The following is a 24109-nucleotide window of genomic DNA, read 5'->3' on the forward strand; positions in this document are numbered from 1 at the left end:
TTCCAAAGAAACGTTTCTGATCAGCGAGGCTGAGATCAGTAGACGCCTTGGCTGGCCTTGTCGTAGTGAGGACGGCCGTTTGGAATGCCAGGGTTGATGTTCTGCTCGGTGATCCGGATACGGCTGACCGGGTTGGGGTAGCTCATGCCGGGTTGTTGGCGAACATCGATTTTCAATTTCTCGACAGGTCGTGGAATGTTCATGTGAGTGTGGTTGCGAATCACATGCTTCTTCAGACCGGCTGGAGCACCCAATGGAATGTGAGGTGGTCCGGGCAATCCGATGGGCGTGCCGGTGTGAGGCATGCCGTACTGAGGAGCATTCACTCCCGCGATCATTCCGGGCAGTCCCATGGGAGTGCCTGCCTTGCCGTTGGCTGGTCCGCCGCATCCGTCGGTCATGGCGGGGGCGAAAGGAGCGGGCAATCCAGCGATGGGTGGGCTCATCATGCCGCCCATGGCCATGCCACCAGCCATCTCGATGTCTTTGTCACCCAAGCGGATGATGGCCAGGATGCTTCCGCGACGATCGGCTTCGACGATTGGGTCGATGCCTGGATCGAGGCGAGTGCTGACCAAGGTATCGATACCGGCCAAAGCGGGGCCTTGGAACTCGGGATCTGGTAGGTAAATGACTTTGGTCACGAAGTTGCCGGTCAAGACTTGGTCGAAGTCTTCTTCGGTGAATTGAACAGGCACCGAGTTGTGAGCCAAGTAAGCACCGGTCCGTGGGTTGGCATAAGCCAGTTCAACGGTTGGGTACAATTCCACACCGGGACGGCTAGGAATGTTGGTCAACTTCAAGCGATACAGACCGCCCTGAGGGAAGTTCTGACGAGCGGGAACCACGAGTGGCTCGCTGTCAAACATGCCTGCACCGGAGGAGTCATATCGCACTTGCATGCCGTCGGGGTTGCCGAAGGTGACTTGCGCGGTGGAAACCATGCCGGGCATCATTCCCGCGGGCGGCATCATGGTGACGCCACCGCCAGGAGGAATGTTGGATCCGCCACCGAGGCAACCATCGTTGCATCCGCCGCCGATGGGTTGGCGGAATCCAACTTGTTGAATGGCTGGGTTGTCTTGACCAGCCTTGGCAATCTTCGAAGGAACTTCACCCATGACACCATCGATGGCGCCTTCGGTGATCATGCCTTCGGTGCCAGCTGCGGCGGCGGGAGCGTTGGCTCCCATCATGCCATAGGCCGGTGGTCCCAAAACGCCGGGGCCGGGGCCACCAACGCCAGGGCCAGGTTGCATCATCCGCTGTTCCGGTGGCAGGTTGTGGCGAACCGGCACACATCCGGTGGCGAGGATCGCCGTGGCCGCCGCGAGCGCCAAATGAGTGACGATTCGTTTCATCTTTTCCCCCGTCTTGGGTCGCTGGGTTCGTGTCTCGTTGGAACGGTGAAGACGCCAAGGTCGAAACCAAATGACGTTTCACGCCTGTGAAACAAGAACTGGTTGTGATTCAGTCGTTGAATCAAATCAAAATGGAAAGTCAGTGCTGTTCAGTCGTGAGCAATCTGGGTGGACTTGAGCGAGGCAAACGGCCTAGGATCGGCCATCCTTCCCCGCAACTGTCCGCTCAGGATCAGTCACTGCTCAGCTCATCGGCACGCGAGGGGGCAATTCTTTGGCAAAATCGTCATAACCTTCCCATGAAGATCCACCTGCACGAACGGTTTGACTCGGCGGACCGGCACGACTGGCCCCGTTCCGACGTGTCCAATCAGCAGCGGAGAAGTCGCAGTTCAGCCAGTTCGGTTTGGTTTCGCTTGGTTTCTGGCCTTTTGCTGGTCGGCTGGACGGCTTCCGCAATGGCGGATGGAGCGTCGCCACAATCCACTCCGCTGCCCCAATCGACCGCGGTCCAACCGAAGACTGAAGGCCCGGCCGATCGTCTGATTGCACAAACGATCCAAAGAATTGCTCATGGTCCCGCGTTTGACGCGAAAGTTCGCCAGCGAGTTTGGGTCAGCGGACGAGAGATTTTGGGTGTGGGAACCTATGAACAAGCCGGACAAGGAACTGGCCAGTTCAATCTGCAAGTCACCATGTTGGACGGCGACGGAAAACACACGTTGCAACAAGTCAGCGACGGTCGATTGGCTTGGACCCGCGAACAGATTGGCGAACAGATCTCTCTGCGGCGCGTTGATGTCGGTCGGTTGGATCAATGGGTGAATGATTCGCTGGCGTCTTTGTTCGCCCGTGGCAATCCCAGTGCAGACACGGCACCTCTCAAGCCAAGTGTGCGAGTGGGTGGGTGGACCGAAATGATGGACACCATCTCGGCCGAGCATGACTTGACGCTGCAGTCCGGCCAACTGGAAGGGCGTGATGTTTGGATCGTGAAGGGAACGCTGCGTGATGACGTTCGTGCTCAACGGATGAAAGAGTGGGGAAGGCAAGATTGGCCGCAGCTTTGTCCAACGCAGGTGGTCGTGCTGATCGCTCGCAAGGACGATCCCGAGGCAAGCTTTGGCAAAGGTTTGCCGCTGCGAATCGAGTACTGGGGCGATCCCGTTCACACACCTAAAAGCGATGATGCGGAGCAGGAGCCTGAAAGTGCCGTGGCCAACGCCCACGATTCCCTCACCACCGAAAATTCGCGACTGGTTGACGAGGCACCCTCTCGGCAGCGACCATCGAGTCAACGGATGCTGAATTGTCCTTTGATCAGCCTGATCGAGTTGTATTCGCTGCGTCCGATTTCGCCTCCACCCATCGGCCGTTTTCGTTTCGAGAATCAAGACTTGGATGTCGACTTCACGAACGAAACGGACCGCTACCTATCACGCTACGGCATCGCGATCACGGAACGACAAAGTCGCATGCTCCGTCGCTGAGCCATGAAGCACGCACGACTTTGAATTCTGCATCCTCGACCGATACTGATCTTCCGCTTTCCGCACGTCTCTTTGTGTGGGCCAAACTGGTTCGGCTTCCCAATGCGTTCACGGTGATCGCGGATGTGTCGGCTGCTTTTCTGCTGGTGCTCGGTGCCAGTGGATGGTTGCGTTCCGGGGATGATGCGGTGGCTTCCGTTTGGGGATCGCTCGCATTGGTGATCGGTTCGGGCGTCGCTCTGTATTGGGGCGGAATGGTTCTGAACGATGTGTTCGACGTGCGTGCGGACCGTCGTGCACGAAGCGGACGGCCGCTGCCACAACGCGAAATTCGATTGGCGGACGCGCGACGTGCCGGTTGGGGATTTTTGTTGATCGGCTGCGGTTTGGCGTTCTTTGTCGACTTGGTGCCGGGTGCGATTGCCTTGCTGCTCAGCGGATGCATCGTTGCTTATGACGGACCTTTCAAACGGACCAGGATTGCTCCGGTGTTGATGGGAGGTTGCCGTGTGCTGAGTTTTCTATTGGGCGCCACGTCGGCACACGCGATCATCCCCGAAGCCGTTTGGCAGGGCCGACTGCTTGTTTTGGGTGAGCCTATCGGTTGGCACATCACGCCGGTGACGTTGGCGTTTGCATTCGGGATGGGGCTCTACATCACGGGAGTCACCACGTTTGCCCGACGAGAAGCGATCGGGGATCGAAGTTTCCACCTGCCGCTGGGGTGGTTCGAGATGGCGGCAGGAGGCGTGTTGTTGGCATTCGCACCGCGTGCCGCCGTTTGGTTCGCCGAGCAAGACATAGCGATACGTTGGACGGAAGGATGGCAGATCGATCCGGTCGTGATCTTCCCCTTGACGATCGCATTGATGATCGTGCCAACGTTGGTGCGAGGTTGGAACGCATGGCAGTCGCCGTCGCCCAAACGCATTCAGTTCACGATCAAGTCGGCGATCATGGCCATCATTCCACTGATGGCAGCGATCACAATGCTCGGAGCGGGCGCGATCCCATCGCTCTGCATCTTCGCACTCATCCTCCCATCCATGCGTCTCGCCCGCCGTTTCCGCGTGACCTAACCGGTCACCTGCCCGCTTGTGATCTTCGCAGCAACGGTTCTCGCGGGAAGCGATTCTGCCAATACTGCAACGCCAGCTCGAGACGATTAGCCAACTTCAAAAGCCAAGGTTTCTCGCGTCCATAATTCGACAAGGTTGTGTAGTGAATCTTGGTTGGCTTGCAACCAATTCGAAAGAAGTTGACGACGTTCCGGACCAGTCGCTCCCGCCATCTCCGCGGTGCGGACTTTGGGTTGGCCGCCGGCCTCGTTACGCCAAAAGCGTGCTGCGGATTCGCTGGCAAGGTGGTCGCCAAAACGAACGGTGAAGTCGGAAGTTTCTCCGACGAACAACACGGAACCGTCTTGGGCAAGCACTTGGTACAAGCCCCCGTTGGCGGAGCCGCTTTTCGATGTCGGCCCGGATGTGGTCGTCCAGTTTTTTGCGGCTGAGAACTTCGGGGACGATCGTTCGGGTTCGTCCGCGTTGGGTTGGTGCTCTCGGGCGGTGGTCGCCCATGACCGCAGTTGCGTCGCACACCACCGAAGTGTCAAAGGATCGGCATCGGCCGCATGCAGCAACGCTTCTCGATCGTATTCGATAAGCAACTTCGGATCGATGAAGATATCGTCCAAGCTGTGTTCTGGATAACGTTGCGCCAAAGTTGCCCATGACAATTCAGCGGCGTAACTGAACCGTTCCAGTGTGGTCGTCGGGATCGTCGTGAGACGCTCGGGATGAATGCCTTCCGCGGTCAGGGCGCCGGACGCGCGAAGTTCAATCAGTCGCTGACGTCGGGAAGCAGCGGGTTCGTGTTCGGAGATTCGGCGGCAGGCGGATTCCAGGCGATCACTGAGGACCGGATCGAGCAGTACCCGATCGACGGAGTGGCCATCATGAATATCGCGAAAGGCGTTGATCAGTTCGCCATCTGTCATGGCACGCATGGTTTCAAACTGGAATTCCATTTGAGGCCCAACCTGTTGAGTTGCCCAGCGTTGTCTTTCTTCCTCCTCACGAGCTTGCTTCTCAGCCTTGCTTTCGTTCTTCTTGCCTCGTGTGGCCGGGGCACTTCGTAGCGGATCCGCGGCACCGACCAAGGGATCGCCAACACGGATTTGTTTCAGACGTTCCGTGCCCAGGCTTACGTACTCCTTGCTCATCTCAAAGCTGATGAATTTGCGTCCAAGCTTCTTCGCCACTGCGACGGTGGTGGCACTGCCGCTGAACGGGTCCATGACAACGTCGCCCTGATCGCTGCAGGACCGGATGATCCGTCCCAGCAATTGCTCTGGCATTTGGCAGCCGTGGAACCCGGCTCGCTCTTTGAACGTGCCCGCGACGCGGGGGAAGTACCACATGTCTTCGCTGGCGGTGAACCCGCAGGGCAGGTCCTGAGGACGTAGGATCCAGGTGTCGTCGGGCAAGCGGCCTTTACTGTTTGCACGCCGGTCGTTGTAAACCAACTGACGGGCCGATGGGATTCGAAGTGCCGGATCGTCCGCGTTGAATTTGAACTTCTCGGGATCTTTGACGAAGTGGAACAGATGAGCGTGTGAACGGGTGAACTTGAATTTGCAGTTCACGCCAAACGTGTAGTACCAAATCACCCAGCTTCGACAATGAAAGCCGATCTGCTGAGACAGCACCTTCAGCTCGGCGGCATATTCATCGCCAATCGCGAGCCAGAACGCTCCTTCATCCGACAGCGCTCGGTGGACACCCCGAATCCATTCCTCGGACCACTTGAGGTACTCGTCGGATTCCAGCCGGTCGTTGTAAACGTCGTAGTCAAAGCCGATGTTGAACGGCGGATCGGCGAAGGCCAAATCGATGCAGCCCTCAGGCAGCAACGACATTCCCTCCACGCAATCGGCCACGTGGATCTGTCCGAATGCGAGAGAGGTCATGAAACATTCGGTCCGCGAAGAGATGGGGCAGGTCAGCTACGAGGCTGAATGATCCACCATAAGCGTTCGTAGATCAACGCCTCGTTGTCGCCGGCTTCGCGAGCCTGCAACGCCAATTCTTTTTCCGCGTCGGAGAGCTTCAAACGTCCCGCCAGATGAGCGACGTGGTTCAACCGGCTGTCGAAATCAGGCAGTCGTTCCAGCCAAGCCGGAACAATCATCGATTCACGCATGGGGTAACCCGCCGCAGCGATCTGCAATCGCTCCTCTCGCGAACGACTTTCATTGGGGCGTCGTTGTTGGCGGTCCTTCGGGGTTCCGTCGGCGTTCAGTTCACTGCCCAGCGGCTGTGCCAGCAACGCTTCGCGGCCCTTCTCATCGGGCCAATTGGGTTTCGCGTCCAAACGAGCCAACTGCAATCGGCGTTGAACACTTTCCGGCCGTTGGAACGGCGATCGAGCGGCCATCGCATGCACCGACGCGACCGCGTTCTGCCATTGGTCGTCGTTTGCGAGCAAGATGCCTTGAGGCGTCATCGCATCAGGGACGGAACGCTGACTGGCGACATCCGAGACAAGTATCGACAGCGTTCGCAAAACATCGAAATCGCTGGCCAGCAGGTCCTCCGCCAGCGGTCGCAGCATCTCCGGCGGAGGAGCCACCGCACCGGCGACCGACAAATCAAAGGGGCCCGTCATGGCGGACGTGCCATGAACCATTGCGAACAGATTGGAGACAATGCCTTCGGCGAGGCGGCGAGAGCCAACCAAGTCACGAGCCCAACGCTGCATGGAAGCGGGTGATGGTTTGGTCGCCATCCGCTGACGTCCGTCCGCCGTGTCATAAAACACGTCTTGCTTTGCACGCGATGGTTGTTTCCAAGCCGACAGACCAGCAGCGAACGACCAATAGTCGGACTGCGTTGGAACCTTGTCGCCGGCATTGGGAACTTCGTGACATCGTTGGCAACGCAAGTCTTGGTGGGCGGTCAACGAGGCCGTCTTGACCGTCACTTCGTGCAGGTTGGCCGGTTCCAGCAATCGCAACCATGGGTTGGCTGCTTTGGAATTCTTGCCTTCGTCCGCCGAGTCCGATGGACTGTTTGATGTCGGCAGCATCCAACCCGAGATCAATTGGTCGAGTCCCGTGCCACGCTGTAGAACGCCACTGAGTTGCTCGGCCGCTTGGTCATTTGCTTTGCCAAGAAAAGCCATCACAAGACGTTCCGAGATCACGGATCGGTTGGCTTCCGATTGCAAGGCTCGGCGGGTCGCTTCCACATCGCCGATGACTTCTGCGGGAATTGCAACACCCAGGCGATCGGCGAATTCTTTTTGTTGAGCTTCGTGAGAACGCTCTGCGGTTGGCTGGACGCCGAGTCGCTTCCAATGAGACTGCCAGCGGTCGTCCAGTTGCCGCGAAACCAGCGTGATGGGCTGAGGAGCGGGACGCGGACGGACGGATTGCCTCTCGCGATCCGTGTTTGATTGCTCACCGGATGGAACGGATTCGGCGTTTTCGGTCAACGGAAACGCGGGTGCGAGTTCCGATGGGCTACCCGCCAATTCAATTGGTTTCGATCTAGGGCGAGTCTTGGGTGGTGTCGTCGTCGGATCCGCTGGAGCGGATGGCCGACCGGTACTGGTCCCGGAGGCGATTGCCGAACCAGGACGATTCGTGTCGGAGTCCGATGATCCGGAACCACCGGGAGTGGCGGTGCCGCCGGAGGAGCCTTCCGTCGTGTTGGCCAGAGCGGCACGGTCGAGTCGATATTTGACGCCGACCCCAATGCCCACGCAAAGCAGCAACGCAGCGGCGGTCCCGATGATCACGATCGCGGGGGAAAGCTTTTTCGATGCCCCGGACGATCGTTTACCGGCCGCATTTTTCCTGGAAGTTCGGGACGCGGATTCTTCCAGCGACAAACGCCCCAGGATCAGGCGGGTTTGGTCAGGCGGGGCTGGACCGCCAAGGGCTTCCTGCAACAGCAGGTCCAGCATGGCGTCATCGCGAGCGGATTCTGAACCCTGATGCTCAGGGCCATCGTCGTGCGAGTCGGCGGGTGATGGGGTGGTATTCATGACGATTGTGAAACGGCGCGGAGTTTTTCTTCCACGCACTGGCGAAGTTGTGCCTTGGCACGTTGCATCAAATTGCGGGCACCGTGGTCGGAAATCCCTAGGTTTTCACCGATTTGGACACGAGGCGTGTTGTGGACAAAACGCATGGCCAATGCCTCGCGAGCCCGGTCGGTGAGGTTCTCCATACAATCTCGGAGAGCTTCGACGGTTTCGTTTCCTGTCAAATCCTTGCCCGCCCAACGTTGCCAGCTTTCGTCCAACAACTCCGGCGACTCGGAAAGATGGATCCGTCCAAACTTTCGGTGGTAGGAAACCAGCAGGTTGTATGCGGTTCGCCGGAGGTATTCCGAAGTGGCTTCGTCTGAATGTTGAACGAAGTTTTCACGCCGAAGTACACGCAGAAACGTCTCCTGCGTCAAATCGTCCGCCGTGGCGGCATCGCATCCGAGCAGTCGCAGGTACCGCCAAATTCCGTCTTGGTGGCGGACAACCAATTCAGCTGGTGAAAGTTCACTCACACATCCACTGGCCTGGTTCTCAGGCCACCAATTCTCGAATGAGCTTCCCACCACCCGCAATTTTCATCGGTCGTCCGTTGTTGCTAGTGAAGGTGGTTTCGGTCGAAATGCCCAGGCCTTTGCAGACCGTCGTCATCAGATCTTCGCTGCTGTAGGGCTCCGTCTCAACCGCTGTTCCGTCGAAATTCGTCTCTCCGACAGCCAAACCACCGTTGATTCCGGCACCGCCGACCACGCAGGACCAGGCTCGGGCAAAGTGGTCTCGGCCCGCATTGGCGTTGATTCGAGGCGTGCGGCCGAATTCGCCCATCCACATCACCACGGTGTCTTGGATCAGTTCCCGTTGTGCCAGATCTTCGATCAATGCACTCATGGCACGGTCCAGGTTCGGCAACTTGGTGTCTTTCAGCGTCGCGTGCACGTTGTTGTGCAGATCCCAGCCACCCAAATCGACTTCGACAAATGGCACACCGGCTTCGACCAAACGACGAGCCAGCAAACAGCCTTGGCCGAAATTGTCGGTGCCGTAGCGTTCTTTGACTTCGTCCGGTTCCTTCTCAACACGGAAAGCTTCCATTTGTTCGCTGGTCATCAGATCCAGCGTTTTGCCCAGCACCTTGGCGTGTTCCGACGCCGGGGTGTCACGGGTGCGCTTTGCAAAGCCACTTTCAATCATGTTGAGCGCCGCCATCCGTTGCAGCAATCGTTGGTCATCCAGCTTCATCTGCAAGTTCCGGATACGACCGTTGCTGGTCACGGCAAAGGGAGACCAGGCCATTCCCAGGAACCCCGGTCCGGCACCTGCGCCGCCGACCGAAACGAATGGCGGAATCTCAAGCTCCGGACGTTGATCCATCAACTCATGAGCGACCACGCTGCCGTAGCTGGGGTGCTCGATGTTTGGGTTAGGAACATAGCCCGTGTGCATGTAGTAACTGCCGCGGCTGTGGTCCGCCTCTCGAGTGGACATGCTGCGGACCACGGACATGTGTTTCATCTGCTGAGCCATCATCGGCATGTGTTCGCAGATTTGTGCGTTGCCCGTGGTGGAGATCGGACGGAACGGTCCGCCGGTTGGTGCACCAGGTTTCAGGTCCCAAATGTCGATCGTTGGTGGGCCGCCGCCCATCCACAACAAGATGGCTGATTTGCGATTGCGACGCATTTCGTCGGCTTGTGCCGCGATGTTACCGCCCAGAGTCCACGCTGCCGCGGCGGCTGCGGATGACCCAGCCAAGTGGCTCATGAAGTGACGTCGCGTCATGCCGTTTGGGGTGGAAAGATCCATGGTGAACTCCAAGGGAAGAAAAGTTGATCGTTGAGAGCGGACGAGTCCGCGGAGTGTGTGAAAGAGCGAAATTGGTATTCGCTCGAAAGAAATTGGCGAGCAGGAATAACAGCGTCAGTGCTGCATGATGAATTCGTTGCTGTTGAGAATCGCCCACCACATGTCTTGCAACATTTCGGCTTCGTTCCCTTTCCGAGCAACCAACAATTTGCTGGCGATCGCCATTTCGTTCTTTGTTGGGCGACGAGCCAGACCCGCCAGGAACAATCGCGTGATTCGGTCTTTAGGCGAGCGTCCTGTTTGGCTGAGCTGCTTCAAAAACGAACCGGGTTCCAAACTGGTCGCGTTCTTCGTCAAGTCGCCGTTGAACAACATCAATGCCTGCGGAATCGAACCGTTGAACGTGGTGGCTTCGGTTCCCTCGTCGTTGCCAAAGGCGACCACGAATTGTGACAGCCAACGACGACGTTCGGCTTCCTGTTCTTCGTAGCTGCCTTTGGATTGTGCGTTGCTGGCGGTAACCATCGATGCGTATAGCTGTTCCGCACTCATCTGGCGCAGATAGAACCGCGAAAATTTTGGTGACTCGCCGATCGTGGGATCGTCCAGTTCGTTGTTCGTTCCCAGGGTGGAAGCAAGCTGGTAAGGACGGCTGAGCGTGATCCAGGTGATGAGCTTCTTCAGGTCGTAACTGGATTGGCGGAATTCTTTGCCGAGATTTTCCAACAGCTCCGGATGCGATGATGGGTTGTGTGGTCCCAAGTCATCGATTGGACGAGTGAACCCGTAGCCCATGAACAACGACCACATTCGGTTGACGATCATTTTGTCCAAGTACTCGCTTTGCAGCATCAACCGGCCCAACTCCTCGCGGCGATTGACGTCCTCCACAAATCCACTTCGTTCAATTTCGGTTCCGTCGGTGAAGACCGGATACGCGACTTTTTGAAGACCGTTGCGAAGTTCATAAAAGACCAAAGCATCTTCTGGGTCGTTGGCTTCCCCACCGAAGTCTTGGTTGACCAGTTCCGCGGACTCGATGTCACGGGTTCCATCGACAAAGCGACGCAGGGCACGCGTTTGACGGAAGAACGCGTTGAACTCCCAGAACTTCTGTTGCTTCCACTGATTGAACGGGTGGTTGTGGCATTGGGTGCACTGAACCTGTTGCCCCAAGAAAATTCGCGACACGCTGCTGGTCGCCAGCGTGCCTTTTTCCTGGTTCACTTTGTCGACCAAGAAGTTCACGGCCCCGTTGAAGTTTGGATTGCCGGGCGTGGTGGATCCTTCCGCGGTCACCAATTCGTACGCCAGTTGGTCGTAGGTCTTGTTGGCCGCGAAACTGTCACGCAGGTACTTCTGCATGCCGGTTCGATTGGTCAAGTCACGACGATCGGTTCCGCCACTGCGTCCGATCAACAAGTTCGTCCAAACGGTGGACCAGTGGTTGGCATATTCTTCGGTGTAGCGATCGTCGTTGAGCAGACGGTCGACCAAGTTGGCTCGTTTGTTCGAATCGCGATCGCCCATGAACTCGCCGAGTTCCTCGAACGATGGGATTCGCCCAATCACGTCCAAGTAAACGCGGCGACACCAAGTCGCATCGTCAACTTCCGATGCGGGCCGAATCGAAAAGTCTCTCCACACCTGTTCGATGGAATCGTTGATCATCACCACCTGAGGCGGTACCGCAGGTTCAGCCGCCGCGGCGCTGGACGACAACGGCGAAGTGACGAGTGATCCCGTGATCAGCAGTCCGGCAATGGACAAAGCGATCGATTTCATGAAAACGCTCGGAGATAGGATTCGAAAAGGACCCGCGGGGCCAATTACCGTGAAGTCAGCCAGCCGATCACTGGAACGCTGTCCAGCGTTGGCGAGCGGCCAATCTTGGTTGCGGCCGATCATGACAGGCAGCCAAACACGGCAGAGTGGTTCTGCGGGCGAGGTAAGAAAAGAACGCCTGGAGCGGTTGAATGTACCCGTCATTGGGCAAATCACCGCGAAAGCGTCCAAACCCCATTCTAATCGAATCCCCAGCGATTTCGTTCATTTCACGGGGGGTGAGAGGCCGGGTTCTGATCCACCCGGCCGCACAATCGGACATTTCGATGGTCATGGATGCCGCGGACAGTTCGCTCGTGTCTGGCGGTCCGTGGCTGAATTCAAAACGTGACCGAAGCGTGAATCAGTTTCGTAGCTGAATCCGGCACAGTTTGTCGTCGGCGGTCATGTATAGCCAGCCTTCGTCGGAATCGAAGGTACAGTTGCTGGTGCGGCCTCCGGTGATGATGCGTCCCAGTCGTTTGCCTTCCGGCGTCATCACGTAGATGCCTCCCGGTCCGCTGGCGAACAAGGTTCCGTCACTGTGAATCGCCATGCCATCGGGAAGGCCGGGGAACTGCTTCATGGCGTCGGATGCATTGCCAAGCACACGACCTTCGCCAAGAGTCCCATTGGACTTCAACGGAAAGGCCATCCAGACCGGGTTCTGAGGATCGCTCTGTGCGACGTACAACGTTTGCTCGTCGGGTGACAATCCAATGCCGTTGGGACGAGCGATCGAATCCGTTAGCAGCGTTGTGTCGCCGGATGGTGTGACACGGTAAACGCCGCAGAAGTCCAATTCGCGTCGCTTGTCTTCGGCCCGTTCGGGCAAGCCGTAGGGTGGATCCGTGAAAAACAAGTTGCCGTTTTTGTCAAAGACCAGATCGTTGGGGCTGTTCAGACGTTTGCCTTGATAGTTGTCGACCAAGGTTTGCTTGCCACCGTCGACGGTCAATACGGACACGCGTCGGTCACCGTGTTCACACATCACCAAACGACCTTTGGCGTCCAGCATCAAACCGTTGCTGCCAGGTTCCAAACCGTAATAGGTGTTGCCCGTGTAGCCGCTGGGCTTGAGGAACAGTTCCACGCCACCACTTTCGGTCCATTTGAAAATGCTGTTGCGAGGAATGTCGCTGAACAGCAACGCGCCTTCATCGCCATCCTTTTTCGCGGGAACCCAAACCGGGCCTTCGGTCCAAGTGAATCCCGATGCCAGAACTTCGATCTTCGCGTCGTCGCTGAGGTACTTTCCGATCCCATCGTCCAGTCGTTCAACGCGACCGATGGTTGAGGGAGTTTGAGCTTGCGAGGTGGTGGTGACGCCGGCGGCGATGAGCACCGCAGTCATGGCGAGCATGCGGTGCAGTCGGTTGATCAACATCATGGTGGGGTTCTCGATGCGGAAGGTGTGGGGGCGGAAGGTGTGGGGGCGGAAGGTGTGGGGAGGGCGGATCGCGAAGCCTCAACGTGAGCCCACTATGGTGAGCTCGCGAATTACGCGAGGCGGCATTTTACTTCATCGTGACAGCGAGAGGTCTTGATGGGACTCTCGCTGCGATCGAACACGAATGGTTGTTCACTCAGCGTCGCTGTAGCGGATGTCACCACGGCGCAGTCGGGATTGCCACTTCTTGATGTCGCTGTTTCGCCGGGCGACGTTTTCTTGGTCCGGACGATAGCCCAACGTGTCGCCGACGATGTCGCGAAGATTTTCGATGGCGAGCACGCGAACCGACATCGAACTGGAACCCAGGTGTTCAATCAGTTCCGCGTCCTTGCCGGCTTCCAATTGTTCGTTGTTGTATCCGACCAGCAATTCGAACAACGTGTCTCCGTCGGCTTGTTCAGCTTTTTGAATTGCTTCATCCAACGCCTTAGCGGCTTCCGCGTCGGATGCCATGTGTTGGCGAAGTTGCTGGAAGTGCTCGGTGAAATAAAGTCGGTGACGCGGGGTGCTGAGAATTCCGTTGGCACCGAAGTAAACATCGGCTCGCCCGATCAGCAACAGAGTCTGTGCCGCGAGAGCTGAGACTTCGACACGCCGGAATGCCATGGCTTCACGCAGTTCCTTTTCGAGTTCGTCGTCGTCGACACCGCCATCGTGGCTGACGAATTCCAACAAACCTTCGCGAGCCGAGGTGACCAACAAGTCGGCTTTTTCGGGCGGGTCGATCCAGTTCGGCAATCGTTCCATGTCGCTGATTTCCGCCGCGGCGTTGCCGCTGGCTCGCCACTGTTGCCCTTCTTCCAATGTCACCGCATCAGCGTTGTCGTCCGATGTGGTGTCGGTGACGGTCAATTGGACGCTGCCCTGAACGGCGATCACTCGGTACACCAACCTGCGGTTGCGCGGCACGCGAGGGTCCATGCCCAAGGGGCGAACGGCGGCCAGTTCAATCGCCAGCACGGTTTGTGATTCTGGGATGGACAACTGGATTTGTTTCGGCCCCAGTTGCAGCTTGGTGGAAACGTCTGGTTCCGTGGATGCGAGCAAGAGGCGTCCGTTATGAAGGGACGTGATCGTTTGAGCCGTTTGATTTGTCTCCTCGGAAGCTTCCGTCGTTTCTTCCTCGGCGTCCGTTTCGGCGTCGACGTCTTCCGTCTCCGACTTCGCGAGAGTCACTCGAGTTGGTCCGGCCAACGTCCATTCGATTCCGTGGTCGCTTTGAAGGATGGGGCGATAGAGCGAAGGGGCCAAAATCATTTGCCCCGATCCAACCGCACGCACGTGCTCGTCCGTCGTGGCATCGGCAGCTTCGTCACCTTCCGCTGGTTGGATGGCCGGCCAGAGTCGCCGCCATGCTTGCGATGTACCGGGAGTGTTCTCGTCCGCATTGGAAGCTTGCTGGATCAACACAACCGCTTGAGCGTTGACCAGCTTCGCAACGGTTTCGCCGGTTGCGGCAGGTGCTTCCACAACGGGCGCCGCCGCGTCTGCGGTGGGATCTGTTTCGGTGGTGTCTGATGCAGCCGCCGATGTTTCTTTCGGAGTGGAATCGTTTGCGTCCATGCCGGGTGGAACGGGCGGTGCCATCTCGACTGGTTGCGGCTCGCTGACATCCGCCGGCTCTGGTTCGTTTGGCGACGGCTGTTTTGGCTCAGTCGTTTCGGCTGGCATGTCCTCCGTGTTTGCTTCCGAGTCGGCGACGGTTTCCGTTGCGGTGTCGTCCGGGACGGGGGCGGGAGCAGGCGAAGTTGAATCAGCGTCCGTCGATGAATCGGTAGGCGTTGGTGGCTTGGGAACCTGTGAGTTGGGAGTCGGGGGCTTGGGTGCTGGGGTCTCCGTGTCGTTTTGTGTCGTGATCGATTCTGCGGGCGAAGATGTGAGATCGTCGCTGGATTGTGCAGCGGAATCGTTTTCGGCTTCGTTGCGTTCGGCGACTCGGCGGTCGATCAGCGGTGCAAAGATTTGTCCGAGAGCATAGAGCAGCACGGCGACCAAGCCCAACGAAACCAACCACGGGGTGATTCGCGAAGGACGCACCATCCCGCCGTAACCTTCTTCTCGCATCATGGCTCGTGTGGTGCGAGCGACCAGCTCGGCTTCGGAGCGAGATGATGTGACTTCGTGGCCGACCGGGTTCCGCAGTCGCGTTGGTGCGTCCGCCACGCCCGAGTCGCTTGGGCCAACGGGCGTGATCGGTTCAGGAGACTGCGTGTCGCTTTGGGCGATTGTCGCCGCATTGGGCGAAGCGACCTCCGCATCGACCACGTCGTCCGCATTGCCATCGGCGGGAATGTCGAGCGACGAATACGACGCGGTTTCAGCGCTGGCGATTGTCTTGGACGGATTCGCGTCGGGGGCACGCTCGGTTTGCTGTTCCATCCGGCGAAGAGCGTCGCTGGCGGGCAACGCGTAGATCCGTTCCTTGAGTCCATCGCTGACGCGAGCCGGTTGACCCAGGGCCATCGTCAGAATTTGGTGACACGCGGCGGCTTCGGCCAGGGTGGTGTCCGACTCCAAACACACGCGTTCAATCTCGGCGATCTGTTCCGCCGACAGGGTGCTGTCGAGGTATTCGCTGATGACATTGGCGTTTTCCAGCGGGCCGACCGCGTCGGGGGACAAAGCGGTGAGTTGCGGGTGATCCATCGCGGCCTGGATACGTGCCACCAACGAGGTCGCGTAGCTGCTCTCCTCGATTTTCTGTTTCAGGATTTGGGTGTCCTGTTCTTCGAGCATGTCGTCGAGGTAGGCCAGCAGGGTTCGCAGGGTCAAACGCATGGTTGGTGTCCGCCGATGTCAGGTCGCGGGAGAAACGTGTCTCGAAAAAACGCTCGGAATAGTCGAGCGGCGGCCGGCACCCGCGGGGCGAAATTCGAATGAGATCGCCCGGTGAGATTGCTCGGCTACCCTGATTAGTGACGTGGCGGCGGACCTTCCGTGCAAGAAACCACGAAAATGAGATGGTTTTTTGCCGTGGCCTCGTCATTGAGGCGGATCGCGGTCATGATTGGGCGTTTTCCAGCCCGAACTCCCCGTCATTTTTCCCGTTCATGGCTTCGACTTACAAAGACGCCGGCGTCGATTTGGACGTGTATGCCGAATCGATGAGCCGTTTGCCCCGGCTGATGCACCGTACTTTCAGCCCTCGCGTGATGCCCAGCGATGGTGGTTTTGCGGGGCTTTTCCGGCTCGATTTCGCCGGAAAACTGTTCGCTCGGAACTACGAAGAACCGGTCTTGGTCAGCGGGACCGATGGGGTCGGAACGAAGCTGAAAATCGCTCAGACGATGAACCAGCACGAGACCGTTGGCATCGACCTGGTCGCCATGTGCGTGAACGATTTGATTTGCACCGGTGCCGAGCCTTTGTTCTTCCTCGATTATGTTGCGATGGGACGCGACGATCCCGCGCGGCTCGAACGGATCGTGCAAGGGATCAGCGATGGTTGCGTCGCTGGCGATCTTGCATTGCTCGGTGGCGAAACGGCGATCATGCCTGACATGTACGGCACCGACGATTATGACTTGGCCGGATTCGCCGTCGGAGTGGTGGAACGCAAACGTTTGGTCGACGGGCATTTGATCGCACCGGGTGATGTCGTGCTCGGGTTGCAGGCGACTGGTTTGCACAGCAATGGATTCTCGCTGGTGCGAAAGATCATCGCGGATCATGGGCATCAGTGGACCGATGTGATCGACGAGTTGAACGAGGACACGGGATCGTCACAAACTTTGGCGGAAGTTTGCCTACGTCCAACGCAGATCTACGTTTCCGCGATTCGTTCGATTCAATCGCACTATCGCGTCAAGCAAGTCCTGCATGGGATCGCTCACATCACTGGCGGCGGCATCGAAGAAAACTTGGATCGCATTTTGCCTGCGGGTGTGAATGCGGAAATCGATCCCAACGCGTGGACGCCCAACCCCATTTTCCAATGGCTGCAGAAGACCGGTGAAGTCGCGACGTCGGAAATGCGTCGCGTGTTCAACATGGGCATCGGAATGGCGGTCGTCGTGAACGAGTACTACGCCGCCAGCGTTGCTGCGCAAGTCGAGAAGGCGGGCATTCAGTGCCAACCCATCGGACGCATCGTCGAAGGATCGTCCAAGGTTGTCTATCAAGACGCCTAGTTGGACTCGGGACTACTCACTGGTGGCATTATGGAGTCATGATTCGGTCTCGGTGGCAGGCGTCACCGGAGGTCGGATCCACCAAGCGGCCAACGCAAGCGGCAGCATCAACGCGGTGAAGATCCAGATCGCCGGAACGTAAGTCCCGCTGAGGTCTTTCACTGATCCCATGATCAGCGGCCCGCAACCGCTGCCCGCCACGGTCGCGCACCACACGGCACCGCGGATGCTCCCCAGGTGCTCGCGGCCGTAGTAGCGAACCCAAACCACGCCGGTGGTGGCAATCAGCACGCCTTGGCCGCCACCAAACAGGAACGAATAGACGTGCATGGCAAACGTCGATTGTGCGGGCGCCAACACGACCAATCCGGCGGTCAACATGGTCGCTCCCAATCCGAGCAACCAGTTCAGCTTCAAGTGGTCCGCCGCCAAGCTGCCGGCGAACTGGAATCCCAACATGGTCAATCCGAAGGTCTTCATCAGGTCCGCGGCGGTGGAGCTTTCGAAACCTCGGTCCGCACACAAGGTGAACAAGTAAAAGACGACGCCCGTGCCGATCATGGCCCAGACCGCACTCGTCAGACCGATCACGTAGTAGGACTTGGTGCGGCATACTTCTTTCAGTGTCCAAGAACGTTCTTCGGTGACAACCGAATCAACATCGCTGCGTCGGTCGGCATCGGACCAACCATCGAGTTGTTGCCCGATGTCTTCCGGCCGATTGCAGAAGAAAATCGCGATGAGCGGCAACAAACCAATTGCCAAAATCCCCGCAAGCGTTTGATAAGTGCTCCGCCAACCATTGGCTTCAATCGCATTGGCCAGCATGCCGGGAACGTAAGCGAATGCGAACGAGGTGCCGATGCTGATGATGGCGGAAACTCGGCCAATGCGACGGCGGAACCACATCGAGGTCGTGTTGCCCGACAGCAGTGTCAGCGAACCCTGACCTAAAAAGCGAAGCAGGAAAAACGCCACGAGCAAGGTCGCGAATCCGCTGACCATCGACGCGTACCAGCAAGTCGCCGAGAGTGCGGCGATGATGATCAGCGATGACCAACGCAAACCAATGCGATCCGAAATTGGACCCACCGTGGAAAGCGGGATCGCCGCCAGCAACGTTCCCAGCATGTAGGCGAGTGCCAGTCGGCTTTCCGATAGTTGCAAGGATTCCAAGAGCGCCGGCGTGAAGGCGCTGACGGCAAACGTCTGTCCCGGGCTGGTTCCGACTTGCATTGCCATCGCCAAGGGAAGCATCCAGTAGCCGTAATAAAACGGAAGTCGAGGAGCCAGTTTGGCCGCGATGGCTGACATGCAGGACAATTCGGGTGGGAGCGATGGCTGGTTGGGGTGAATCCAGCATTGTCACGTTCACCAGCGATCCGCAAAGCCCCGTCGCCAGTTGGCCGCCGTAGCGGACGCTCCCCTGCCATCATGAGCGAATGACGTGAGACACGATCGCGGCGGGGCACGTTGGACATGCCGCTACACTGCTCCAAATCGATTCCGTCACACTCGAACTCAATCCATGCCCGAAGGTCACAAAACACACTATTTGTCGCATCAGCATGACCAAACTTTTGCGGGTCAGTCGCTCGATGTGACCAGCCCTCAAGGTCGATTTGCAGACGGAGCACGGAAGGTCAACGGACGGGTTTTGGAATCCGTTCGAGCCGCGGGGAAGCATCTGTTTTTTGAGTTTGAGGGCAACCGTGTCGTTCATGTTCATTTGGGACGTTACGGAAGCTTTGCCGAGCAGGCATCTCCGCCCGAGGAGCCACGCGGTCAGGTTCGCGTGCGGATGGTCGGGAAAGAACGCACGCTGGATCTCCGCGGGCCGACTCAGTGCCGAGTGATCGACATGGAAACGCAAGCTTCCATCGAAGAGTCGCTTGGGCCGGATCCGTTGGCGGGCGGAAAGAAAGCCGACGTTTGGAACAATTTCCGTTCGCGTTCCAAACCCATCGGTGGGTTGTTGCTCGACCAGTCTTTGATCGCTGGGGTGGGCAACATCTTCCGCGCCGAAGTGCTGTTTGAAATCGGCATGAACCCGCATCTTCATGGGGACGCGATGAGCCAAGCGGACTTCGATCGCCTTTGGAAATCACTGAGCAAGATGATGAAGCTGGGGCTCAAGCACGGCCGCATCATCAGCGTGACTGCGAAAGAAGCTGGCAAGCCGCTGAAGGAACTCGCCAATCACGAACGCTTTCGCGTTTATGGGAAAGACGAATGCCCACGATGCGGTGGGCCAATCGCGATTGATTCCGTCGCATCGCGAAAGATGCATTGGTGTCCGAGTTGCCAGGCTTGAGCGAGCAAAGCTCAACCGCGCAAAGAAAAACCCTCGCACTTGAAACCGAAGTTTCAAATGCGAGGGCAATCGGAATCTCAAGTCGATCTCACGCCGTGGCTTCGTACACGACGTGGGACCTTTGATTCAGGGTTGGACGCGACGAATCAGTGTCCGCATCCGCAAGCTGGTGCTTCGAAGCCGCAAGAAGGCTCAACCACTTCGCAACCGCAAGTTGGCTCAACGATGTCGCAGCAGCCGGTGTCGCAGCAAGAGTGCTTCTTGTTGAAGAGCTTCTTGAACAGGCCCAAGACGGGGCGATCGCAGCAAGGAGCAGCGTCGCAGCAAGGATCGACAACTTCGCAACCGCAAGCTGGCTCAACCACTTCGCAACCGCAAACAGGTTCACAAACTGGCTCGCAGCAAGCGTCGCAACCGTGCTTCTTGGCGAACAAGCGAGCGAGCAGGCCTTTCTTAGGTGCACAGCAAGGATCGACAACTTCGCAACCGCAAGCTGGTTCAACAACTTCGCAGCCACAAACTGGTTCGCAGATCGGCTCGCAACCACAAGTTGGTTCGCAAGCGACGTCGCAACCACTGTCACATCCGCCGAACAATGACTTCAGGTGTCCGAAAGCGTTTGCTTCTTGAACGTTACAAGCGGCCACGGCCAAAGCCAAAACGGCAGGTACGAGGAAACGGCTCATAGGGAATCTCCATGGAAGGTTTGTTTAAATTGGTCGTCCGTGGAACCATTTGTTTGCGTTGGGCAAACCTTGCTGGGAGGCAATCGGTCTCCGGGACACACCTAGATATCGGACATTCCACAAGACCATGCGGTGGATTCTTGCCGCAAAGTCGCCAAGTCGTGGTTTTGGCATTCGGAACAGCAGGGTTGCTCCGGCTGAAGCCAACGCAACGGATGCACGAACGGTCGCTGGCGACTTCTGAGAATTTTTGCCCGTTTCTGTTTGACGGGTGCGGACCTGCGCGCAGCAAGTCTAGGTCGAAAACGCATGGGAAGCCGCCAAAATGCTCCCCCGCTCGAAATTGCTCCGCGAAGGTGGCTGGATCATCCGGAATAAGCCTCTTGATCGAACGTTCACGGCTCGTCTGACTCCCCCCGGGGAATGGGGCGGCCGAAAAATGTTACCGACTCGGTTCGTCGGGTCGCTACAATCAAACGGCATTTCGAAAGCACCCCCTTTCGACTGGGACAGACTTTGATTCGTTCCCGCTGGTGCGACGGGCTCAGTTTTTGGATCGAGCCTTCACGTCGGCCGAGGGACGTTGTTCACCTGGGAATTTTGGCCATGCATCGCAAAAAGCCATCCGAAGAACCGATGTCGCTCGATGGGATCACACCCATTCCGATGCCATCGCCGTTTCAACCGGAGGGCTCAATGCCAGCGAAGCAGACGGAGACGCAGCCAAAAGAGGAATCGCTTCCGGATGAGTTGCCGGTTGCACCAGGGTCTCTTCGTCATCGATTGGAAATGGGACACGCCACGCTGCCAACCTGTGAGCCGCCATCGATGGCGGGGCAGTCAGTTGCATCTGATAGCCGCGAACGTGATCAATCGAATGAGTACACGGAATCCGTGCCATCGGACGAAGAGGTGGACGCATCGCTTTCTCGTGAACGCACTGGTCGCTCGCCGCAGCCTCACCCAGTTCTGCAGAGCCTGACTCTGCTGGCCACGATGGGATTGATGTTGTTGCTCGCTCGCTACACCGTGCCGCACATCGTTGAGGAAATCCGTTACGGATGGCACCGCGGGGAATTGCGAGCGGAATACGAAATCGGAAATGAAGGGCTGCGAAATGTCTCGCTGGACTCGCTCAGCCGTGCCTACCAAATGGTGACTTCCGCCGTTGGGCCCACCGTGGTCCACATTGATGTCGAGCGGTCGGTGTCAGAGGAAGATCGAAGCCTGCAACGATTGCTGGGTGAGGATGCCTACACGTTGTCCGATCAAGGCAGCGGTGTCGTGATCGACGAGGACGGTTACATCCTGACCAACCGACACGTGATCGCAGATGGCGTCGCGATCAGCGTGACACTCAGTGACGGTCGTCGACTGCCGGCCGCATTGGTCGGCAGTGACATGCCGACTGATTTGGCTGTGCTGAAGGTGGACGCGGATGGACTGATTCCGATTCAGTGGGGCGACAGCGATGAGCTTCGCGTTGGTTCACCGGTTTGGGCGGTTGGCAGTCCGTTTGGTTTGGATCGTACAATCACGTTTGGCATTCTCAGCGGCAAGCACCGCGTTGTTCGCGCCGGTGTGCAACATGGTTCTAGCTCTCGCTACCAAGATTTCATGCAGAGCGATGTTGCTGTGAATCCAGGCAACAGTGGCGGGCCGCTGGTGGATGCTCGAGGCCATTTGGTCGGCATCAACACAGCGATTGTCGGCGATACTTATCAGGGTGTTAGTTTTTCAATCCCTAGCAATGTCACGCGACAGATCTACGAACGTTTGCGTGAGACCGGGCGTGTGGAGCGTGGTTGGTTGGGCGTCTTGTTGTCGGAAGTTCCCGATTCGATGCATCGCGGCGATGATCTTCGCGTCCGCGGGGCCTTGGTTTCCGGAGTCACGGGAGACAACTCACCGGCGGCCATCGCGGGGCTGGAAGTCGGCGACATCGTGCTGAAAATCGACGATGTTCGCGTCAGCGATGTCGGGCACCTGATGCGTCTGATTGCCAATCTTGGCGAAGGAACGCTCTTGAAGATCGATGCCCTTCGCGATGGTGACCCCATGACGTTCGACGTTCGTTTGAGCCGCCGACCAGAAAATCTGGATCGCTAATCAGCCCGAGACCAGCGATGTCGCTGGTTGGGCGTGCGATAACTGATTGGGTGTGCAATCAAAAAGGCCGCACCATGAAGTGCGGCCTGAATGCGTTGGATTGCTAGCGAGCGATCACGCTTTGGCAAGTTGATCGCGAACGCGCTCGAGCAGTTTCTTGCTGGCGAGAATTCCTTCGGCTTCGCTCAGTCCGCCGCCTTCGTATTCGATGCCCACGTAGCCGTGGTAACCGAAGTCGGTGACGATCTTCATCATCTTGAGGTAGTCGGTGTGCTTCTCGTTGCCTTCCTCGTCGAAGTCATGCGTCTTGGCACTGACCGCTTTCGCGTATGGCATCAACGCTTGGACACCGTGGTAACGATTGAATTCCTCACCGTTCTTGCCGCGCGAGATATGGAAGTTGCCAAAGTCAGGCAGCGTTCCACAGTTGTCCATGCCAACGCGTTCCATCACAACGGCCAGCCAAGCACCGTTGCTGCTCAAGCCGCCGTGATTTTCGACGATCACGTTGATGTCTTGCTTGGCGGCATATTCGCTGAGGGATCGCAGGCCATCCGCGGCGTAGTTGATTTGATCCAAATAGGATCCGCCGCTTGCGGCGTTGACGCGAATCGAGTGGCAGCCGAGGAACTTGGCCGCGTCGACCCATTGGTGATGGTTTTCGACCGCTTTCGCTCGGCCTTCTTTGTTGGGATCACCCAATCGACCTTCGCCGTCGACCATGATCAACACGCTTTTGACGCCGTTGTCGTCGCAGCGTTTCTGGAGTTCCTTCAGATAGTTCTCGTCGCGAGCTTTGTCCTTGAAGAATTGATTAACGTATTCAACCGCATCAATCCCGAATTGCTCCTTGGCGATCTTGGGGAAGTCCAAGTTGGTCACGCCAACTGATTGATCACGAAGCGTGCGGTGAAGCGACCATTCCGCCAAGGAAATTTTGAAAGCGTCGTGACTGTGGTCGTGTCCTTCATGGGCATGAGCCAAAACCCGTGAGCCAGCCATTCCGGCGACGGCGGTGGTGGCAGCGAGAGATTGCAAGAAGTGACGGCGTGGCAGCATGGCAGGCTCTTTCAAGGTGGGGAGGGGGATCAATGGGTGGTGGCCGTGGTCCGTTGCGATGACGGAGCGGCATTGCCGAGGCAAGATGCGACGGCAAGAGAAAATGCCCGATCAGTTTAGCTGAACGGAACCCAAGTGTGGTGTGAATCCATCGACTTCACTGAAGTCAAGTTGGCGTAACGAGTCGGCCGCTCGGGAACGAGTTAATAGGTGACTTCAACTGACCGCGCAGCAAAAAGACCGCGAACCCAAAAAGATGAATTCGCGATCTTTGACTGATTTGACCGATGTCCGAACGAACCAATCCGGTTTCGAACTACTTGAGTTCGATCGAACCGCCAGCTTCTTCGACTTCGGCTTTGATCTTTTCGGCTTCTTCTTTCGAAGCAGCTTCTTTGAGGGTCGCAGGCACGCCTTCGACCATCTTTTTGGCGTCCATCAGCGAAGCGCCGGTGATGTTCTTGACGACCTTCACGACGTTCAGTTTCTTTTCGCCGAAACCGGTCAGAACGACGTCGAATTCGGTCTTTTCAGCAGCGGCTTCACCGCCACCGTCGCCGGCTGGGCCAGCCATCATGACAGCGCCACCGCCAGCGGCAGGCTCGATGCCGTGCTCTTCCTTCAGGTAGTCGCTCAGTTCTTTGGCTTGCTTCAGGGTCATGTTGGCGATCTTGTCGCCCAGTTCTTTTGCTTCTGCGCTGAATTCTGCGACAGCGGTTGCTTCATCGGACATAGTCAAACTACCTCAAAAACGAAAAAGGTGATTCGGAAATGGTTCAGGGGAAATGCCGGGGCACGGACACAGGCACCGGCGATGTGAGCGGCAGC

At 57.7% G+C, this 24109-nt stretch carries 16 protein-coding genes; 5 read left to right on the forward strand and 11 right to left on the reverse strand.

Annotated elements, in window-relative coordinates:
* Positions 1 to 35 precede the first annotated feature (35 nt).
* Positions 36 to 1361, reverse strand: coding sequence for a hypothetical protein (locus LOC70_RS08305; protein ID WP_230253141.1), 1326 nt, complete (start codon positions 1359 to 1361; stop codon positions 36 to 38).
* Positions 1362 to 1819: 458 nt separating this feature from the next.
* Here LOC70_RS08305 and LOC70_RS08310 point away from each other — a divergent pair, with 458 nt between their 5' ends.
* Both LOC70_RS08310 and LOC70_RS08315 read left to right on the forward strand, forming a co-directional pair.
* A complete protein-coding gene (locus LOC70_RS08310; protein ID WP_315857224.1) occupies positions 1820 to 2851 on the forward strand; it encodes a hypothetical protein in 1032 nt (343 codons plus the stop codon).
* Positions 2852 to 2871: 20 nt separating this feature from the next.
* Entirely contained in the window at positions 2872 to 3930 is a 1059-nt protein-coding gene (locus LOC70_RS08315) for a UbiA family prenyltransferase (RefSeq protein WP_230253143.1), read from the forward strand.
* A gap of 86 nt (positions 3931 to 4016) precedes the next feature.
* Here the strand turns inward: LOC70_RS08315 and LOC70_RS08320 are convergent, their stop codons facing one another.
* The 7 genes from LOC70_RS08320 to LOC70_RS08350 all read right to left on the reverse strand — a co-directional run bounded on the left by LOC70_RS08320 (position 4017) and on the right by LOC70_RS08350 (position 15761).
* Positions 4017 to 5819 (reverse strand): DNA methyltransferase, encoded by a 1803-nt coding sequence (locus LOC70_RS08320; protein ID WP_230253144.1) that lies wholly within the window; start codon positions 5817 to 5819, stop codon positions 4017 to 4019.
* Positions 5820 to 5851: 32 nt separating this feature from the next.
* A complete protein-coding gene (locus LOC70_RS08325; protein ID WP_230253145.1) occupies positions 5852 to 7900 on the reverse strand; it encodes a hypothetical protein in 2049 nt (682 codons plus the stop codon).
* Positions 7897 to 8418: an RNA polymerase sigma factor gene (locus LOC70_RS08330; protein WP_230253146.1), complete on the reverse strand. Its 522-nt coding sequence runs from the start codon at positions 8416 to 8418 to the stop codon at positions 7897 to 7899. Before LOC70_RS08330 ends, LOC70_RS08325 begins: the two co-directional genes overlap by 4 nt.
* Before the next feature lie 19 nt (positions 8419 to 8437).
* Positions 8438 to 9706 carry a DUF1501 domain-containing protein gene (locus LOC70_RS08335; protein ID WP_230253147.1) on the reverse strand — a complete coding sequence of 423 codons (1269 nt, stop codon included), beginning with the start codon at positions 9704 to 9706 and terminating at the stop codon, positions 8438 to 8440.
* 114 nt (positions 9707 to 9820) lie between these two features.
* A complete protein-coding gene (locus LOC70_RS08340; RefSeq protein ID WP_230253197.1) occupies positions 9821 to 11377 on the reverse strand; it encodes a DUF1549 domain-containing protein in 1557 nt (518 codons plus the stop codon).
* A gap of 517 nt (positions 11378 to 11894) precedes the next feature.
* Positions 11895 to 12893 carry an SMP-30/gluconolactonase/LRE family protein gene (locus LOC70_RS08345; protein ID WP_390889019.1) on the reverse strand — a complete coding sequence of 333 codons (999 nt, stop codon included), beginning with the start codon at positions 12891 to 12893 and terminating at the stop codon, positions 11895 to 11897.
* A gap of 219 nt (positions 12894 to 13112) precedes the next feature.
* Positions 13113 to 15761: a hypothetical protein gene (locus LOC70_RS08350; RefSeq protein ID WP_230253149.1), complete on the reverse strand. Its 2649-nt coding sequence runs from the start codon at positions 15759 to 15761 to the stop codon at positions 13113 to 13115.
* Positions 15762 to 16033: 272 nt separating this feature from the next.
* Between LOC70_RS08350 and purM the strand changes: the two genes are divergently transcribed.
* Positions 16034 to 17113 carry a phosphoribosylformylglycinamidine cyclo-ligase gene (gene purM / locus LOC70_RS08355; RefSeq protein WP_230253150.1) on the forward strand — a complete coding sequence of 360 codons (1080 nt, stop codon included), beginning with the start codon at positions 16034 to 16036 and terminating at the stop codon, positions 17111 to 17113.
* Positions 17114 to 17149: 36 nt separating this feature from the next.
* Here purM and LOC70_RS08360 read toward each other — a convergent pair whose 3' ends face one another.
* Entirely contained in the window at positions 17150 to 18427 is a 1278-nt protein-coding gene (locus tag LOC70_RS08360) for an MFS transporter (RefSeq protein ID WP_230253151.1), read from the reverse strand.
* A 214-nt stretch (positions 18428 to 18641) separates the two neighbouring features.
* Between LOC70_RS08360 and LOC70_RS08365 the strand changes: the two genes are divergently transcribed.
* Both LOC70_RS08365 and LOC70_RS08370 read left to right on the forward strand, forming a co-directional pair.
* Complete coding sequence (locus tag LOC70_RS08365) at positions 18642 to 19427, forward strand: Fpg/Nei family DNA glycosylase (protein ID WP_230253152.1); 786 nt, start codon at positions 18642 to 18644, stop codon at positions 19425 to 19427.
* 1292 nt (positions 19428 to 20719) lie between these two features.
* Positions 20720 to 22222 carry a S1C family serine protease gene (locus LOC70_RS08370; protein ID WP_230253153.1) on the forward strand — a complete coding sequence of 501 codons (1503 nt, stop codon included), beginning with the start codon at positions 20720 to 20722 and terminating at the stop codon, positions 22220 to 22222.
* A 114-nt stretch (positions 22223 to 22336) separates the two neighbouring features.
* Here LOC70_RS08370 and LOC70_RS08375 read toward each other — a convergent pair whose 3' ends face one another.
* Together LOC70_RS08375 and rplL are read right to left on the reverse strand one after the other, a co-directional pair.
* On the reverse strand, positions 22337 to 23281 hold the full coding sequence (locus tag LOC70_RS08375) for a sugar phosphate isomerase/epimerase family protein (protein WP_230253154.1): 945 nt from the start codon (positions 23279 to 23281) through the stop codon (positions 22337 to 22339).
* Positions 23282 to 23597: 316 nt separating this feature from the next.
* Positions 23598 to 24014 (reverse strand): 50S ribosomal protein L7/L12, encoded by a 417-nt coding sequence (gene rplL, locus LOC70_RS08380; RefSeq protein WP_230253155.1) that lies wholly within the window; start codon positions 24012 to 24014, stop codon positions 23598 to 23600.
* Positions 24015 to 24109: the final 95 nt, after the last annotated feature.

It is taken from the genome of Rhodopirellula halodulae, assembly GCF_020966775.1.
GTDB lineage: Bacteria > Planctomycetota > Planctomycetia > Pirellulales > Pirellulaceae > Rhodopirellula > Rhodopirellula halodulae.

Coding starts and splice junctions, on each gene's coding strand:
- LOC70_RS08305 (WP_230253141.1), bottom strand. CDS start 1,361: ATGAAACGAATCGTCACTCATTTGGCGCTCGCGGCGGCCACGGCGATC.
- LOC70_RS08335 (WP_230253147.1), bottom strand. CDS start 9,706: ATGGATCTTTCCACCCCAAACGGCATGACGCGACGTCACTTCATGAGC.
- LOC70_RS08370 (WP_230253153.1), top strand. CDS start 20,720: ATGCATCGCAAAAAGCCATCCGAAGAACCGATGTCGCTCGATGGGATC.
- LOC70_RS08365 (WP_230253152.1), top strand. CDS start 18,642: ATGCCCGAAGGTCACAAAACACACTATTTGTCGCATCAGCATGACCAA.
- LOC70_RS08360 (WP_230253151.1), bottom strand. CDS start 18,427: ATGTCAGCCATCGCGGCCAAACTGGCTCCTCGACTTCCGTTTTATTAC.
- LOC70_RS08350 (WP_230253149.1), bottom strand. CDS start 15,761: ATGCGTTTGACCCTGCGAACCCTGCTGGCCTACCTCGACGACATGCTC.
- rplL (WP_230253155.1), bottom strand. CDS start 24,014: ATGTCCGATGAAGCAACCGCTGTCGCAGAATTCAGCGCAGAAGCAAAA.
- purM (WP_230253150.1), top strand. CDS start 16,034: ATGGCTTCGACTTACAAAGACGCCGGCGTCGATTTGGACGTGTATGCC.
- LOC70_RS08345 (WP_390889019.1), bottom strand. CDS start 12,893: ATGCTCGCCATGACTGCGGTGCTCATCGCCGCCGGCGTCACCACCACC.
- LOC70_RS08340 (WP_230253197.1), bottom strand. CDS start 11,377: ATGATCAACGATTCCATCGAACAGGTGTGGAGAGACTTTTCGATTCGG.
- LOC70_RS08310 (WP_315857224.1), top strand. CDS start 1,820: ATGGCGGATGGAGCGTCGCCACAATCCACTCCGCTGCCCCAATCGACC.
- LOC70_RS08375 (WP_230253154.1), bottom strand. CDS start 23,281: ATGCTGCCACGCCGTCACTTCTTGCAATCTCTCGCTGCCACCACCGCC.
- LOC70_RS08320 (WP_230253144.1), bottom strand. CDS start 5,819: ATGACCTCTCTCGCATTCGGACAGATCCACGTGGCCGATTGCGTGGAG.
- LOC70_RS08325 (WP_230253145.1), bottom strand. CDS start 7,900: ATGAATACCACCCCATCACCCGCCGACTCGCACGACGATGGCCCTGAG.